The organism is Verruconatronum alginivorum (assembly GCF_056590205.1).
Window position 1 is genome coordinate 145,388 of record NZ_JBWPVQ010000001.1, and the last position, 15,607, is coordinate 160,994.

Here is a 15,607-nt window from a genome sequence, read left to right on the forward strand (position 1 = left end):
TTCGATTAGAATCGCGCTCCCGGACGAGCGGTGCGGCGCGGCGCCGCCGCCGGGGTTTCATCGGTCTGCCGAGGCGCGGAAGGATGCGGGTGGACGTCCGGATCCATCTGATGGCGGATATACGGTTCACGGGTCAACCCGTCGATCTGACGCTGGGCGTCTTCGTGCGCCGAACGGGTGCTCGGAAGGACCGTGGGGCGGATGAAGACGAGCAACTCGGTGCGAACGTCTTCCGCCCGCTTGAAACTGAAAAGGCGACCAACGACCGGCACCGATGCCAACGGCCCGAGGCGTCCGCTGGAGTCGCTCCGGCGGCTGCTCTGCAGACCGCCGAGAATGACGGTTTCACGGTCAGCCACACTGACAAACGAGGTCGCCTTCCGGGCCCCGATGATCGGTTGTTCGTTTCCGTCGATGGTGATTTCCCCGACCACGTCATCGACGTTCTGCTCGATCTCCAATTGGATGGTTCCGTCGGTGCCGATCAACGGCAGCACGTAGAGTTCGATCCCGATGTCCTGATATTGGATTTGCGAACGGATCGAACTGGAGAACTGTCCATCAGCAATGGTGCCCGTGATGATCGGCCGCCGCTCGCCGACGAGAATCGTCGCCTCGCGGTTGTGGGTGGTGACGATGGTCGGGACCGACAGGACCTTGATGTCGCTCCGCTGGCGGGCGGCGGTCAAGGCGAGGTCCCAAGTCAGACTTTCGCGGGAAAGCGCGTAGCCCGGCCCCCCGACGTTGAAGTCGAGCCGGCTGGTGCCTTCGGTAAAGGAGATGCCGAAACGGTCGATTCCCGATCCGTCACTTTCGTTCAAGGTGACCTCCGCGATGAAAACTTCGATCCGAACCTGGGCGAGGATGATGTCGATTTTCTCGATCAAGTCGGTGATCAGCTGGATGTCCTGGCGGGTGCCGGAAACCACGATGGCGTTGCTCCGCTCGTCCGGAAGGATGGTGAGCGATTCGCTGAAGTCGGAACCGGAAACAGTCCCGGCGATGGCGTCCAACGCTCCTTGGGCGGCCTCCGGAGCGGCCGCCGGGGCGCCGCCTTCCTCCTGCAGCGCGCGGACGTCGGCCGATTGGGCGCGAGTCTGGCCGGGAATCGGCGGAACCCCAGGCTGCCGCTGACCGGCGCCGGTTTGGGGCCGTTGGCCGGTCTGCTGTCCGCCGGTGGTTTGACCGGGACGGGAAATCGTTTGGCCCCCGGCTCCAGTTCCGGCTCCCTGACGGGTTCTGGCACCGGTTCCGCCCGCCGCCGCGCCGCGACCGGTCGCGAGTTGGCTGAGGAGCGAAGCGACTTCCGGGGCTTGCGCGTGCTTCAGGAAGATCACTTCGTTTTGCGTGACCAACTCCGCCTGGACATCAAGCCGCTCGATCAGACTCTCGAAATACGGGATCTGGCGCCGGTCGGCGATCAGGATGATTTGGTTGCTCCGGTCGTCGGCGGTGATGGTGGTCCGGCCGCTGAGCTCCGGGAAACCGGCGGTGCCCGAGAAGGCTTGGATTTGATTGACCAAATCGGCGGCCCGGGCGAACTGCACCGGAAAAAAACGGGTTTCGACCCGCGGCGCGGCGGGTCGATCGACTTGGGCGAGCAGGCGCTCGATCGACTGGATGTTGCTCACGGTATCGGTCACCAACAACGAGTTCGCCTTCGGAAACGGGATCAACACCCCGCTCCCCGACGTGACCATCAGGTTCAACTGGGCCTGAATTTCTTCGATCCCGAGAAACTCGAGCTGAAGCATCCGGCTGACCACCCGTCCGCTGGCTGGAAGTTCCAGGGTCGACTTGGTCAAGAACTCGGGAGCCTCGGACTGGATTCGGTTGAGGGGAACGACCTTCAGGAAGAGATCGCCCATCGGGCTGACGCCGATGCCGTTGATCGTCAGAAGACTTTGCAAGGCGAGGATCGCTTCGCCGCGAGTCATCGCCCGTTGGCTATTGAAGGTGAAGGTCGCCGATGGAAGCGCTTGGGGACGGATCACCGAGCGCCCGGTCAACCGCTCGAGCAAATTGAGCACCTGGTCGGTGGTTTCGTCACGGAAGACGATCCGCTCGACCATGTCCTCGGACGGCACGTCCGGACGGGCGAGGTCTTCGGCCTGGGCGACCAGGCAGACGGGCGTCAACAAAAGGAGGCTGGCGAGGAGCCATCGGCGGGTTACGGATTGGATCGACATGCGTTGGAGTGGCTTCACGGATAAATCTTTAATTTCTGACACGTTTAAAACCGGGTTGTGCGGAGTCGTTGTCTTATCTGTTCAATTCGACCGCCGAGATACGATACCGGGCGTCGAGCAGCGCCGGATTCGATCGGGCGTTGATGCTCACTTGCTCCAGCGACATATACGGCGCCCGCTGATGAAGGGCTTCGGTGAAATTGACCAAAGACTCGAGGTTCGCCTCGTTCACGGTCATCACGATGGTGTGATAGGAAAAAATATCGCCGGGCTCGGTCCGGGGGGAATCGATCGACGGATTCAACCCATGCCTGCGGGCCATTTCCCCGGCTTCCACCGACAAGCGGGTGGCGTTGAGGGTCCGGCCCGGTTCCAGATTCCGGATGCCGGCTTCCGCCCGTTCCCGGATCCATTCCCGGTTGTCGAGATAGATGCTGAACTCGTCGTGGAGGGCGTTGATGCTGCGGCGTTCGGCCATCAGGGCTCCGGTCCGCTCGGCGAACGCGGAAAACCAAATGACCAGCGCCACCACCAACATCAGCAGCACCAGCAGCTTTTCGCGGAGATTGCGTGCGAGAAAATACGATTTCATATCTCGGTTTCCCTTTCGGCGGGGGAAGTTTCTTCGCCGGGTTCCCGGGGACGGGCGGTGTCGGCGGGACGAGCTTCTTCTTCGTCCAACGGGGCTGTTTCCTCGCGGGCGCTCCGGTTGCGCCCCTCCTCGGTTTCCTGGGTCGCGGCCGCCGCGGTCCGGCTGGGCTCCCGGCCGGTGATCGCTCCCTGGCGCAAGATCTCCCGGTTAAAGGTCCCGACAATGCCAAACTGGGTCCGGCCGTCGCGGGCGGTCCGCAGACCACGGATCTCCACCCTCTCCAACTCCGGCGCCTCTTCCAGAAGCCGCTGGTAACGGTCCACGTCCTGGCTTCGCGGCGTGAGCGCTTCGAGGTCGAAGGTTCGGAGTCCGTCGGTGGAAAACCGGGTGAAATAAATCGTCCGGGGCCGGGTTTGGTTCAAATAATCGAGCATTTCAAAGGGCAACAAACGCACCCCGCTGATTTCCTCAAGCCGGTTCGCCAATTGCTCTTCCTCCATGATCTGGATCACCTCCGGTTCCAGCGCCAACACCCGGGCTTCCCGAGCTTCGACCAATTGCCGCCCGGCGAAAAGAGCCGCCTCGAAGATTCCCATCGCCACGAAGAGGGCCAACAGGGCGAGCACCCCCGCCCAGAGGAATCGATTTTGACGGCGAGTCTTCCGGGTCGCGTAGAGGAATCCTTTGTCCCGGATGTCCATCGCGAGCGTCGTCGGCTGGGGGATCGAAGTGGTCCATTCCTTACCTCCCTCCTCCCGCAACTGGAACGCCAAGGTCTTATCGCGCAGACGGCCTTCCCCGCTTCGATCCACCAGGATCGTTTTCAATCCGGATGCCTGGACGCCGAGTTTCCGGCGCAATTCCTCGCGCACCCGATCGAGATCGGGCGCGCCGTCGTCGCCATTCTGCAGCGTCCGGCTGAGCACGCGGTCGGGCACCGCCGTGGCGGAGTCCGCCCAATAAATCGCGGTCAATTCGTGTTCGTCCCGGAGAAAGGCCAACGTCGGACCGCTCCGCTCCAGCCCGAGAACGGCGGTAAAATCGGGGACCACCAGCTCCGCCGCTTCCCATTCCGCGTCTTCGTAAATCGCCAACTGCTTCCGGTAGGCGGCAAACATCAGCAACCGGTCGGAACCGGAGGGAAGATAATGCCCGTAATAAAGCTGGTTCAGCGTGAACGGTGAACTCTGCTCCAGCGAGACCTCCACGAACGACGGGATCTCCTCCGGGGCGATGCCGGGAGGAAGGGCGACCGAGCGCACGAAAAACAGGTGGCTCGGCAGCGCGAGCACCTCCGAGGTTTCCTTAACCGGCGCGTCGGTGGCGGCGTTGTTTGATTGCAAGGTCAAGCCCATGGTTGACGGATGGCCGGGGCCGATACCGGATTCCCGGCCGACGACCGGGAGAGGCGGGCGGTGCCGCAAGGCTTCCGGGATCGAAAAGCAGCGGTTGGTAATTGGTTACGTATTGGCAAATTCATTCCAGTTTCCAAAGGTCCCTTTAAAGATTCAATTACAAAATGGTTTCGTTCTCCCGCAGTTCCAGGAAGGTATAGGGATAGACCACGCTTTGCCCTTGTTGTTGCTCCGGACTTGTCCCGGCCCGGGTGGAACGTTGCCGCGGTTGCCTCCGGTTGCGGGTGGCCGGCTCCGCCGCGCCGCCGGCTCCGTCCGCCGTCGGCCGGAGAGAGTCCGCCCGGCCGGTCGGCGCCACCACGGTCGACAACTCGAATCTCGACATGCCGTCGGTCACCGTGACAATTACCCGCAGCGCGTGGGTGGTCACCCCGTAGCCTTGCCCGAGCGGCACCCCGAACTGGGCTTCCGCTTCGGCGAGATTGGCGAAATACGGCCGGTCGCCGGTCACGAACTCCCGGTGGGAGGCGATCTGGTCGGCCTCCGCCTCGCCGATGTCCGACCAGACCCGGATCACGTCCGGCGAGACCGCGTTGACGTTGATCGCGTCGAACCGATAGAGCGACACCATCGAGGTGAATCGATGGAACCGGTCGTTCGGCACGCCCTGGTTGTCGAAAAACCGCTCCCGGAATCCGGCGATCGCCGCCAGCTCGTAGAAACTTTGCAACGGTCGATACGGCGGCCGATAGGGAAGCTCCGCCCGCTCGTAATCGAGATGGCTGGCCGAAAACGAACTCGCCGCCGCCGATTCGCTCATCCAACCGAGCAACGCCTCGGTCAGATCCTGCGCCTCAATCGCATCGAAGCCGAGCACCTCGAACAACCGGAGCCATTGATCGGGACGGGCGGACGGCAGGGAGATTTTCCCCATTTCATCCACGAACCGGACCTGCACGTTGATCCCGCGGGAGAGTTCTACCCCGGCCAGGGCGAGCGGGTCCCCCCATCCTTGCTCCGGCGAATGCAGGGATCCGGCCATCCGCTCGACGTTATCCAGAACCGCGATGGTCGTTTCCAACGCCGAATACGCCTCCAACCGCAAACGGTCGCGCTCCGCATGAATCGCTTCGGCCATGATTTCCCCATAGGCCCGTTCGATGAACCGCGACATTGCAAAGGCCGCCAACACGATGAGAAAGAGCGTCAGCAACAACACCGACCCGTCGCGCGCGCGCAACCGTCCGACACCGCGGGAGTTGCGGCAGTGAGGACGTTGTTGGCTCTGGCTCGTCATGAATGCGTCTTTGTGCTTCTTCGTGATGATTCGTGGTTTAAAACAAAGCGACCGTGGAGTTCCGCTGCGGGAGGGTCAGCACCATCTCTTCGCGCATCCCTTCGTAATTAAACACCAGACGAAGGCGGGTCGGCACAATCGGTTCGCCTTGAATATCGGTATCGAATTGATTCTGACTGCTCCAAACCCGGGTTTCCGGATCGTAATAATCGAAAATCATCTCGGTCACAAAAGGAGATAGGAGCGTGCTGCGGGGCGGTTGTTCCTCGAAATCGACCTCCAACCGGGAGTGCCACAGCAGGAAAAGACCTTCGCCCGGCTCCAGTTTCAAGTAGCAAACCACCGACGGGAGAGGGACATCCGGCCAAACGAGAAAGGGGGGGCCTTCCAACAATTCGAAGGTGATCAAAGATTCATCAAAGCGTCCCACCCCCGGCGGTTGGGAGAGGTAAATCGCCCCGGCCCCCGCCGCGCCCGTCGGATTCGTCGCGACCGGTTGGTTTTGAGAGATGATGGCCTGGCTCATCGTGGTCTGGAGAAAACGGGTCACCCCGCGCGCATGCCGGTCGAACAATCGGTCCTCCGCTCCCCGTCCCCAGAGTTCGCCCATCGAAAAGATGAAAAAGGTGGTCGCGACCAGGACGATCCCGGTCAACATCAGCGAGAGCAATACCTCGATCAGGGTGAAGCCCCGGGAGCGGTGGGTGCAAGAGAGGGAACCACAGACAGGAATGTCTGTGCCACGTGACACCGGCATTCCAGCCGGTCTTCCCCTGCAGTCTGCTCCCTTCCTCATCTGGATCGAAACTCCCGGTATTCCTGCAGTTCCTGGAACCGGTCGGCCAACTCCGCCCGGAGGCGGTCCCGCTCGGCCGGCTCCGACCAACTCGGCCGCAAGACCACGAACCGCTGCGTTTCATCCCGGGACGGCTGATTGGCGGTCCCCGCGTAAGAGATCTCGACCGTCACCTGGAACAAATCCGGCGTCGGCGTCGGGTCGATGTAGGTTCGCCACGAGACCCGGCCGAGATAAAGGCTGTCCAACTCCCCGCCCCGCTCCAACTCTTCCCGATCGGCTTCCTGCAAAACCATCGCCCGGATGAACCGGAGGTCCTCCTCGACCGTCTGGTTCTGCCGGACCAATTGATAGCCGTTGACCACGTTCAGATAAGCCGCCCCGAGGACGACCGCCGAAAGGGCGAACAGCATGAGCGCCAAAAGGACTTCGACCAAGGTGAAGGCGGCGCGATGTGGCTTACGGTCAAGCATTACGGTTTGAGACTGACGGTCAGGGAAACCAGCATATTTACAGGAATGGATTCCCCGGCATCAAGAGAGAAGAACACCGGAGACCCGGACGAGTTCCTTCGAATTACGGGAGACCGGTAGTCCCATTTACCGAAATCGGCAATTTCTGACGATGTTTTTCTGCGCTCCTTAACCTTTGATCGCTTGCATCCGGTCGTTTTTTTCTCGATAGGTTAGCGAATCGACGCCTTGAGAACCATCGGTCTGGAGAGCATCCAGCGTTTTCTGTCCCTCCAGAAGTCGGACCGCTACCGGTTCGACCCGATCGGTCCTGCCTGCCTCCTGCTGCTCGGCATCATCGGGGTTTTCTTCATCTACAGCGCCCAGGTCTACACCGGACGGTCGCAGTATATCATGCAGATCATCTGGCTGATCCTCGGGGGAATCACCTACCTCGCGGTCAGCCTGATCGATTACAAATTCTTCCTCAAACACTCCCATTGGGTCTACCTCGGTTCGATCGTCCTCCTCCTGCTCCTCTGGTCCCCCCTCGCCGAATCGCACTTCGGCGCCACCCGCTGGCTCAACTTCCGCTTTTTCTCCTACCAACCGTCGGAAGGGGCCAAACTCGGCTGCCTGATCATCGTCGCCAGCATCCTCGCCCGGTCCAAAATCGGCACCGTCCGCCAATCGATCCAGGTCCTGATCCGGGTCGCCGCGGTGGTTTCCGTTCCTATGTTGTTGATTTTCCTTCAACCGGACCTAGGCTCGGCCCTTGTTATTCCACCGATGGTTTTCGCGCTCCTATACGTTTCGCAACTTCCGAAGTCCTTTTTCGCAACGGCTTTCGGACTGTTCATCCTGGGAGTATCCCTTCTCGCGGTCGATATCTACCGCTACAATCAATTTTTGGAGGAGAACGAAATTTCTCCGACAGCCCGCCTGGGAGCCTTCGAAGCCAAATCCTGGCTTCCGATGCGGGATTACCAACGAAATCGGGTCCTTTCCTTCGTCGCGCCGGAAAAGGTCGACCCGATGGGGATCGGCTGGAATCTCAGCCAATCCCTGATCTCGGTCGGTTCCGGTGGACTGACCGGGAAAGGCTGGCAGGAGGGCACCCAGGCCAAACTGGGTTACCTCCCGCGGGCCGTGGCGCATAACGATTTTATCTTCTCGGTCCTCGCCGAGGAGAAAGGTTTTTTGGGAAGCAGTTTTGTAATCGTCCTTTACGGTGCGATCTTGTGCAATGGCATTAGAATCGCGGGCCTCGCCCGCGACCGCTTCGGGGTCTTGCTGGCCCTGGGAGTGACTATGATCTTCAGCGTTCATATTCTGGTCAACATTGGCATGACGATCGGCCTGATGCCGATTACGGGACTCCCGCTTCCATTTCTAAGCTATGGAGGCTCCTTTTTACTGAGCTGCTGTTTGCTGCAAGGACTGGTGCAAAGCGTGTATCGACACCGGAAAGATTTTTGATTTTCCGTCATGAAAAGCTTTTTTAACATCGCTGATTCGGAACGCTCGCACCTCCCGGTCGAAAGGAGCCCTGAAACAACAGGGAGAAATCCGCAACATGAACGACGAATCAACCAGAACGACAGACAAAGATGTTACTGATAAATATTTCGCAGAACTTCAATCCCCTCCGGAAGAGCGGATTGTCGAACCGATCCCTCCCGAAACTCTTCGGGCCGAAGCCAAAATCCGCTCCAAAAAACGGCCGCTCTTGAAAAAGATCGTCGAAAAACTCCGGGGCGAACGGAGCAGCTTCCGCGAGCTCATCATCAATTCCGAACCGCTCGAACGGCGGGTCGCCCTTCTCGTCGACGGCGTCCTCGAGAAATTCGAAATGGAGCGCCGCGACGAAGAACGGATCGTCGGCAGCATCTACAAGGGGAAAATCCAAAATCTCGACCACGGCCTCAAAGCCGCCTTCGTCGACGTCGGCCTGCCGAAAAACGCCTTCCTCCACTTCTGGGACATCCTCCCCGGCGCCAGCGACTCGTCCGTCGAAGTGGTCCGGATCAACCGTTCCACCAAGAAGAAGCCGAAAGCCCCCACCCTTAAGGACATCCCTTCCCTCTACCCGATCGGCACCGAGATCGTTCTCCAGGTCACCAAGGGCCCCATCGGCACCAAGGGCCCACGCACCACCACCAACCTCGCCCTGCCCGGCCGGTTCCTGGTGCTCATGCCCTACTCCGATCAATGCGGCATTTCCCGCAAGATCGAAGATCCGCGCGAGCGCTCCCGCCTCAAACAGATCCTCCGCACCCTCACCATCCCCGATGGCATGGGAGTCATTATCCGGACCGCCGGCGAGGGTAAGAAACTCCGCTACTTCATCCGCGACCTCCACCTCCTCCTCAAAAAGTGGCAGGTCATCTGTGAGAAGATGGAGGACAAAAGCTTCCACGGTTGCATCCACGAGGAGCCCGATCTCCTCGAACGGACCGTCCGCGACTTCCTCACCGAGGAAATCGACCGGGTCCTGGTCGACAACGAAGAAGACCACGCCCGCATGTCCGAACTCGTCGCGATGGTCTCCTCCCGCTCCCGCCAGAAGATCACCTTCTACAAAGAGAGCATTCCGATCTTCGAACGGTTCAACATCGAGCGCCAGATCGACCAGACCTTCCAACGCCAGGTTCCCCTTCCGTCGGGCGGACAGATCGTCATCGACGAGACCGAGGCCTTGATCGCGATCGACGTCAACACCGGCAGCCACCGCGCCCGCGGCAACAACTCCGACGGCCGCGACACCATCACCCAGGTCAACCTCGAAGCGGTCGCCGAGATTTCCCGTCAGATCCGTCTGCGCAACATCGGCGGCCTGATCATCGTCGACTTCATCGACATGAAAAACCGCAAGGACCGGGTCCTCGTCCAGGAGCGGATGAAGGAGGCGATGGCCACCGACCGGGCCAAGACCCACATCCTGCCGATCTCCCAACTCGGCCTGATGCAAATGACCCGGCAGCGCCAGCAGGAGAGCACCGCCGCCTCGATGTACACCGGATGTCCCTACTGCCGCGGCCGCGGCATGGTCAAATCCGCCCGCAGCATGAGCGTCGAAATCCAGCGCCGCCTCACCAGCGTCCTCCGCCGCAAAGACCGCAAGGGAGAGGAAATCTCCCTCCGGATCCTCGTTCACCCGAGCATTCTGGAACGCCTCCGCAGCGAAGACGAAGCCCTCCTGGCGAAGATGCAAAACCACTACGGCGTGAAACTCACCTTCCGCGCCGACGACAGCTTCCACGTGGAAAACTTCAAAATCGTCAACGCCGCCACCGGCGACGAATACCACTAAACCGAAGCCCTTTCTTCGTCGAGCGGCCCGGCCTCCCCGCCGGGCCGCTTTTTTTTGCCCGCAATGCATCTCACAGAAGGCAGCAAAGGAGAAAGAAGGCCGGGCAGAAGGAGGATTATGGCAAAATCATTGGGGGCAGAATCATTGCCATTGATCCCGTAGCGATGAAGCCACGCCTTCATCGACCCTCCCTTTCCCCCTCACGGATTTATTTTCTAACTCTCTCCCATGAGTTTCTCGCCCCAGTCCGAACGAGCCACGACCCCCTTTAGCGTCTTCTGACTCTTTGGCGTTTTGCGAGACACCCCGGTCTCAGCGGTCATCATTCCGCCGCAAGCGAAAAAAGCGAAACTCCTCGCCCTCAGCATTCAAAGTAAGAACACGGATTGCTCCACTTCCCCCCAGGACGCCGCTCGCCGGCGCCCATAAGCCTGAGGTGAGAGAGGAAACCGTTTCCGGAATATAACTACCGCGAAAATCGTGCCACGACAGCACAACCTCGCCCTCTTGCGCCCGGTCGACCTGTAACGTGGGTAACACGGTAAAGTCGACCTCGATAGGATCCGGTGAAGGCCGATCATACGGGATAACCTCCACGACAAGCCGGTGATCCCCGCCAGGCAAGTTCCCCAAATTCACATCCTCCACGACCCATCCCATGGCCGGCAGACCGGTCCGCTTGGGATAAATCACTACCCTCACTTCGCCCGGCTCGTAACTTACGCTCGTCGGTTGATAAAGCGTTTCTCCCGCGGTGGTAGTGCGAATCTTCACCGTCACCTGCAAAGGCGCCTCTTCCCGGATTTTCTTAGAGGGGATGAACTCGACATCGATCACTGTATAGCCATACGTCGTCGCAACCATCGCTCCACAGATAAACGCCGCAAGCACTGACCTTATGAATCGGTGAAATTCAAGAAGGTAGAAAGGGGCGACTTTGTTCATATATCGCCAAGAATTGTGCTCCCCCCAGACGGCAGGCAAGCCGAAAGAATGGTAACCGTTCCCTACTCCGCGCTTTGCTACAGCCGCGGTCCTTTCAGGTTTGCCCTGGTCGTTGGTCGGAATTGCCTGGCGAAAGGCTCAGGTTGTTGGGGGCGGAAGATGAAGTAATGTGGCAGAGCGATTAACCCCAACAGCAACAACGGGAGGCGCCCATGCACATGCCAAGACTGATCTGCCAGCGAAAATCAATGTCCCGGGGGCCGTTGCCCGCTCGGGGATGACCGACCTTCACTTCATTCGGGGGGGCTACGACGAGCTTCAGGATGACCGGGCGAAACGGTCTTTGGCAAAGGCCGAGAGGAGGTCGACCGGATCGTGGACGAACTCGATCTCGCCAGACTCTGGTCTCGGGCGCCATCCACGGATTAACCGGGATTGAACGCGCCGCCATAGCCTGGTTCGTAAAGGCGGAGTTCAGATAGTTTGGCGATCGTTGAGAAATGAGCGTCAATTGCATATAGCCGGAGGTCAGCACCAATCGCGATCGAGGCGATAAGGACATCGAGCCATGGGACGGTTATGCCATTGCCTCGCAGCTTCCAAGCCAGGGAAACTGCGCGGTCCCAGTCGCCTTCGCTGGTGGAAAGATACGGAATAACGGAAAAATGCACTCCCAGCCGATGACGCTCGTCCGAGCGTGCCCCGCCAAGCACTTCCAGGCGCACAGGCGAACACCAAGTTGCCGCGTAGGCTTCGAGCAGGCTTTCGATGGCGAGCTTCACCTCGATGGTCCCTCGCCTCCGCAAGGCCTCGATCCATGCCGAGGAGTCGATTAAAACCAGATCACTCACGAGAAGGGTCTCTCAGGCAAGCGGCGGTACGGGATTGCCAGGGTCTTCCCTTCCGGTCCCGGGATCTGGATAGTCAAAGGTGCCTTCGCGGATCAATCGGCCAAACTCACGCGCACGGGAACGGCGGACATACTCCGCAACCGCCTTCGCCACCGCGGGACTTTTGTTTCGTTCACCCGTCAGCTTCATGGCTTCGGCAAGAATGGTCTCATCCAAATCGACGGTGATCCTCATAATCTCACCTAAATTGATGCTTTTTGATGAGAAGTCAACGCCCGGACTCCCCATATGACACGGGGGACGCTTGACGACTGTTGCCACGGTCGCCGAAGGAGCGCGATTGTCTCCGCTTCCCCCCCGCCCATGGGACCGGTCTTCGGCTAAAGCACGAAGCTCCTGCTTAAGCTCGGCGATTCAATCGAGTGAAAACTCAATGCCACGGGTAGCATTCCGGCTTTCGCCGGATGAGCGTCGCAGGGGGATCGAACCCGTTGATGTGGAAGAAAGGCCAACGATTGACGGGGGAACCCTTCAGTCTTCGGTTGACGTTGAATAGTTTACATCAGGCTTTCCGATACAACCGCTCTGATCGAGGGGGGGCGCGTTGGGACGTCGAGTCAGTTGCCTACCAACTCCTAAACACCTGGTAGTGCCGTCCGGCGGGCCGCCCGGCCATACGAAAAGACGCCAGGTCGTGACTCTTGACAGATGCGCAGGGATTTGGGTCTTCCCGCGGTCCCTTGTCAAAAATATGACCCGACGTCTTTCGCGTCTGCCAAGACCTGGCGTCCTTTGCGTCTGCTGGCTCCATTAGTCTAACCGCCCCGAAAAAAAGCGCCCCGGCTTTCGCTGGGGCGCTTCAGAAAACTCTATTGAGTTCGGGAGCTCTTAGTAACGGCCGTAGCCACCGCCGCCACTTTTCTGACGACTGTTGCCACGGTCGCCGAAGGAGCGGCGATTGTTTCCGCCACCGCCGCCACCAAAGGAGCGTCCGCCTCCGCCGCCCATGGGACGGTCTTCGCGAGGACGTGCTTCGTTAACGGTAAGGGCGCGACCGTCGACGTCACGACCGTTGATGAGGCTGATGGCCTTCTGGGCCTCGTCAGCGGAGGACATGGTCACAAAGCCAAAGCCACGCGATTTCCCGGTGAACTTGTCCTGCATGAGCGCCGTGTCAGAGACGGTGCCTGCTTCAGCGAAAATGTCCTGAAGGTCCTGCTGGGTCGTGTCGAAGGAGAGATTCCCTACGTATAATTTAGTAGACATGTGTATTTCATTCTTTGCTAGCCGAGCTCCAGTGGCTGTTTCCGACCGTCGGATTTCTGATACGCCACTGGATCCACATGCCCCCCGGAAGGGACCATTTCACTGCTAGCAATCTACCAAACCTGAAAGGGACTCAAACTATTGGAGCAGACCAAACCACCGATTTCGGGATTTGGCAAATGGAATGATTGATCGGCGCGAAAATTGCGCCAGCGGAATTATGAAACGATGTTGGCCTGGGCGGTGTCGGCGACTTCGACCTTGGGAAACCCTTTTACCTGGCAGGTTTTGATCTCCTCGGCCGCTTTGCGGTATCGGCGCAGGATCTGGTAGGTGCCGAGGGGACCGCGGAGGATGTTTTGAAAGAGGAGCCGGGGTTTCAATTCCAAGCGGTGTTCGAGGATCTTCTGCTCGCAGAGATCCCGGGAGTATCCGAGTTCCGCGATTTTGATGAACGCCTCCGGGGCCTCGGCCAGTTTAAAGCCCCTGCCCTTCAAGTTACTCCAAAAATTGAGCTTGACCTTAGATTGAGGCGAACTAAATCCAGCACCTCTTTTGGGTATTCCCGGGGTTCGACGTTTCCCAATGCCTTTGTGTTGAGAGGCCCCGGGGCTACCGACTATCTCCATGGCGATTCCGTGTCGTTTCCGGTCCCTGGCTTGGGCAAAGCCTTTCGTTCTTTTCATCATCGGTCTGACCCTCGTGGCCTTCCCCTCGCACGGGGAGGTTTCCACCGCCGCGGGCGCCGCGCCCGGCATCGTCGTGCCACCTCGCGAGATCACGATCCGTGGGAACCAGGTGGGACTCCTCACGGTGGAAGCCACTGGAGAGGAGCCGTTGACCTACGAGTGGTTTTCGCAGGCAACGGATGGAAGCGGCGAACCTACTCCGGTGGGCGGTAATGTCCCCTACCTGGAGATCCGGCTGATCAGCGACGGGGCGGTCGACTGCTTCGTCCGGATTTCGAACGCCCATGGATCGATCGATTCGCCACTGGCGAGGGTCACCCGCCAAACCTGGAGCCCGATCCATCGCATCGGCTTCGAAACGAGCGAGGGATATTCGACGGGAAACATCCACGGCAAAAACCAGTGGCAGTTCGTCGGGGGCGGCTCCGCGACCATCGTCACCGGGGGCATCGATGGAAACTCCCTGCGATTGACGCCTTCGGCGTCGGCGGGATCGCCGACCGGGATCGCTTACAGCCCCTCATTCCGGATCGGCACCTCCCATACGGTGCATTGGTATGCGGACCTTTACTTCACCCCTTCCACCAACGGAAATTCCGACCGGTTCGGCGTCCTGCTCAACAATGGCACGGAAGTGATCGGAGAGATTTCGTTCCACTTCAGTGACAACGGCCGGATCTTCGCCACGATGAACCGGGAAGCTGGCGTCATTTACGACACCGGCTACTCCGTCAGCACGAACGTCCCGGTTCCATTAAGCGTCTACGTCGATTACCCCAACCTCAAATACGTGGTGACCGCCGGGGGAACGGTCCTCGTCCCTGCAACCGGCCTGATCCTGAGCAATGGCCCGGACGCGACGCCCACCCATATCGGTTTTTTCTCCAGGACAGGAGTTCCCGGGAGCCCGGGCAACGGCCACATGCTGGTCGATAATTTAACCCTATGGACCGAAAGCGTTTTTCCGGGTCCGATCCTGACCGGTTTCGCGCCACCCCCGTCAGGATTCATGGGCACGGTGACAGGAAGAGTGGAAACCCAGGGATGGGGTCGCCTCACCTACCAATGGTATGAAGGGGAAACCGGCGACGTGTCCAATCCGGTGGCCGGGGCGACGGAACGGCAACTGTCGGTGGCGGCGGATTCCGGACCGCGTTCGTTTTGGATGCGGACGACCAACGGATTCGGGACGGTCGACTCCCCGGCCCAGGTTTTCGGAGGAGGCGATTCCGTTTGGCGGCGTTTCGATGCGCGCGCGTTTACCCAATACTCCCTTCAGCAAACGGTCTCCGTCTTGACCGAGTCGCGTTTGTTCGTCGGGGGCAAGTCGAACACGGTTGAAGTGTATGACTTGAACGGCGACCGGCCGGAATGGGGCGGCGTTCCCTCGATCGTGGAGCCGCCGGAAGTTCTTTACGGATATCAGATCGGGGCGGCGCTCGCCGCGGCGGGAGATTGGCTGATCGTGGGAGCGCCCGCGGCGGAATACAATTTCGCGCCCGGAAAGGCCTTTGTTTACCACCGGGACCCCGTTTTGGGAAGTTGGACGCATACCACAACGCTGCACGGTCCGGGCGGCGGAACCAACGGAGATCGATTCGGCGCCGCGCTGGCCACGGATGGAGAATGGTTGATGGTCGGCGCGCCGGGAACGACCGTGGGAAATGTCTCGAAACGGGGAGCTGTCCACGTTTTTCGGCGAAACGTGCCCTCGGGAACAACCTGGACCTTCGTGCGGACGCTCGCCCCCACGTCGCTGGCCGGGGAGGCGCGGTTTGGTTCTTCGCTCTCGCTGAGCGGCCCGCTCCTGGCGACCGGAGCTCCTTTTCACACAGCGGGAGCCGCCTAGGACATCCATGGCG

The 15,607-nt window shown here is 60.1% G+C and carries 14 protein-coding genes; 3 read left to right on the top strand and 11 right to left on the bottom strand.

Features of this window, described 5'->3' with window-relative positions:
* Nucleotides 1–5: 5 nt before the first annotated feature.
* The 6 genes from ACWUI2_RS00415 to ACWUI2_RS00440 all read right to left on the bottom strand — a co-directional run bounded on the left by ACWUI2_RS00415 (nucleotide 6) and on the right by ACWUI2_RS00440 (nucleotide 6,702).
* Entirely contained in the window at nucleotides 6–2,207 is a 2,202-nt protein-coding gene (locus tag ACWUI2_RS00415; RefSeq protein WP_486980886.1) for a secretin N-terminal domain-containing protein, read from the bottom strand.
* A 55-nt stretch (nucleotides 2,208–2,262) separates the two neighbouring features.
* Entirely contained in the window at nucleotides 2,263–2,781 is a 519-nt protein-coding gene (locus tag ACWUI2_RS00420; protein WP_486980887.1) for a hypothetical protein, read from the bottom strand.
* Nucleotides 2,778–4,124 (bottom strand): hypothetical protein, encoded by a 1,347-nt coding sequence (locus ACWUI2_RS00425; protein ID WP_486980888.1) that lies wholly within the window; start codon nucleotides 4,122–4,124, stop codon nucleotides 2,778–2,780. Before ACWUI2_RS00425 ends, ACWUI2_RS00420 begins: the two co-directional genes overlap by 4 nt.
* A 169-nt stretch (nucleotides 4,125–4,293) precedes the next feature.
* Nucleotides 4,294–5,433, bottom strand: coding sequence for a type II secretion system minor pseudopilin (locus tag ACWUI2_RS00430; RefSeq protein WP_486980889.1), 1,140 nt, complete (start codon nucleotides 5,431–5,433; stop codon nucleotides 4,294–4,296).
* Nucleotides 5,434–5,470: 37 nt separating this feature from the next.
* Nucleotides 5,471–6,190 (bottom strand): pilus assembly FimT family protein, encoded by a 720-nt coding sequence (locus ACWUI2_RS00435; RefSeq protein ID WP_486980890.1) that lies wholly within the window; start codon nucleotides 6,188–6,190, stop codon nucleotides 5,471–5,473.
* 35 nt (nucleotides 6,191–6,225) lie between these two features.
* Nucleotides 6,226–6,702, bottom strand: coding sequence for a PulJ/GspJ family protein (locus ACWUI2_RS00440; RefSeq protein ID WP_486980891.1), 477 nt, complete (start codon nucleotides 6,700–6,702; stop codon nucleotides 6,226–6,228).
* Between the two features lie 228 nt (nucleotides 6,703–6,930).
* Here ACWUI2_RS00440 and ACWUI2_RS00445 point away from each other — a divergent pair, with 228 nt between their 5' ends.
* Together ACWUI2_RS00445 and ACWUI2_RS00450 are read left to right on the top strand one after the other, a co-directional pair.
* Complete coding sequence (locus ACWUI2_RS00445) at nucleotides 6,931–8,160, top strand: FtsW/RodA/SpoVE family cell cycle protein (protein WP_486980892.1); 1,230 nt, start codon at nucleotides 6,931–6,933, stop codon at nucleotides 8,158–8,160.
* Between the two features lie 97 nt (nucleotides 8,161–8,257).
* A complete protein-coding gene (locus ACWUI2_RS00450; RefSeq protein WP_486980893.1) occupies nucleotides 8,258–9,994 on the top strand; it encodes an Rne/Rng family ribonuclease in 1,737 nt (578 codons plus the stop codon).
* Between the two features lie 312 nt (nucleotides 9,995–10,306).
* Here the strand turns inward: ACWUI2_RS00450 and ACWUI2_RS00455 are convergent, their stop codons facing one another.
* The 5 genes from ACWUI2_RS00455 to ACWUI2_RS00475 form a co-directional block, all read right to left on the bottom strand.
* Nucleotides 10,307–10,939: a hypothetical protein gene (locus ACWUI2_RS00455; protein ID WP_486980894.1), complete on the bottom strand. Its 633-nt coding sequence runs from the start codon at nucleotides 10,937–10,939 to the stop codon at nucleotides 10,307–10,309.
* 425 nt (nucleotides 10,940–11,364) lie between these two features.
* Complete coding sequence (locus ACWUI2_RS00460; RefSeq protein WP_486980895.1) at nucleotides 11,365–11,790, bottom strand: PIN domain-containing protein; 426 nt, start codon at nucleotides 11,788–11,790, stop codon at nucleotides 11,365–11,367.
* A 12-nt stretch (nucleotides 11,791–11,802) separates the two neighbouring features.
* Nucleotides 11,803–12,024, bottom strand: coding sequence for a type II toxin-antitoxin system VapB family antitoxin (locus ACWUI2_RS00465; protein WP_486980896.1), 222 nt, complete (start codon nucleotides 12,022–12,024; stop codon nucleotides 11,803–11,805).
* Nucleotides 12,025–12,678: 654 nt separating this feature from the next.
* Nucleotides 12,679–13,056, bottom strand: coding sequence for an RNA recognition motif domain-containing protein (locus ACWUI2_RS00470; RefSeq protein ID WP_486980897.1), 378 nt, complete (start codon nucleotides 13,054–13,056; stop codon nucleotides 12,679–12,681).
* A 218-nt stretch (nucleotides 13,057–13,274) separates the two neighbouring features.
* The gene (locus tag ACWUI2_RS00475) at nucleotides 13,275–13,553 is read right to left on the bottom strand and encodes a hypothetical protein (protein WP_486980898.1); all 279 of its coding nucleotides are present in this window, start codon (nucleotides 13,551–13,553) and stop codon (nucleotides 13,275–13,277) included.
* A 130-nt stretch (nucleotides 13,554–13,683) separates the two neighbouring features.
* Between ACWUI2_RS00475 and ACWUI2_RS00480 the strand changes: the two genes are divergently transcribed.
* Entirely contained in the window at nucleotides 13,684–15,594 is a 1,911-nt protein-coding gene (locus ACWUI2_RS00480) for a hypothetical protein (RefSeq protein ID WP_486980899.1), read from the top strand.
* Nucleotides 15,595–15,607: the final 13 nt, after the last annotated feature.

Bases quoted from the DNA above. Each gene is read 5' to 3' on its own strand.
- ACWUI2_RS00465 (WP_486980896.1), bottom strand. From the start codon at position 12,024: ATGAGGATCACCGTCGATTTGGATGAGACCATTCTTGCCGAAGCCATG.
- ACWUI2_RS00455 (WP_486980894.1), bottom strand. From the start codon at position 10,939: ATGAACAAAGTCGCCCCTTTCTACCTTCTTGAATTTCACCGATTCATA.
- ACWUI2_RS00420 (WP_486980887.1), bottom strand. From the start codon at position 2,781: ATGAAATCGTATTTTCTCGCACGCAATCTCCGCGAAAAGCTGCTGGTG.
- ACWUI2_RS00470 (WP_486980897.1), bottom strand. From the start codon at position 13,056: ATGTCTACTAAATTATACGTAGGGAATCTCTCCTTCGACACGACCCAG.
- ACWUI2_RS00440 (WP_486980891.1), bottom strand. From the start codon at position 6,702: ATGCTTGACCGTAAGCCACATCGCGCCGCCTTCACCTTGGTCGAAGTC.
- ACWUI2_RS00435 (WP_486980890.1), bottom strand. From the start codon at position 6,190: ATGCCGGTGTCACGTGGCACAGACATTCCTGTCTGTGGTTCCCTCTCT.
- ACWUI2_RS00480 (WP_486980899.1), top strand. From the start codon at position 13,684: ATGGCGATTCCGTGTCGTTTCCGGTCCCTGGCTTGGGCAAAGCCTTTC.
- ACWUI2_RS00450 (WP_486980893.1), top strand. From the start codon at position 8,258: ATGAACGACGAATCAACCAGAACGACAGACAAAGATGTTACTGATAAA.
- ACWUI2_RS00430 (WP_486980889.1), bottom strand. From the start codon at position 5,433: ATGACGAGCCAGAGCCAACAACGTCCTCACTGCCGCAACTCCCGCGGT.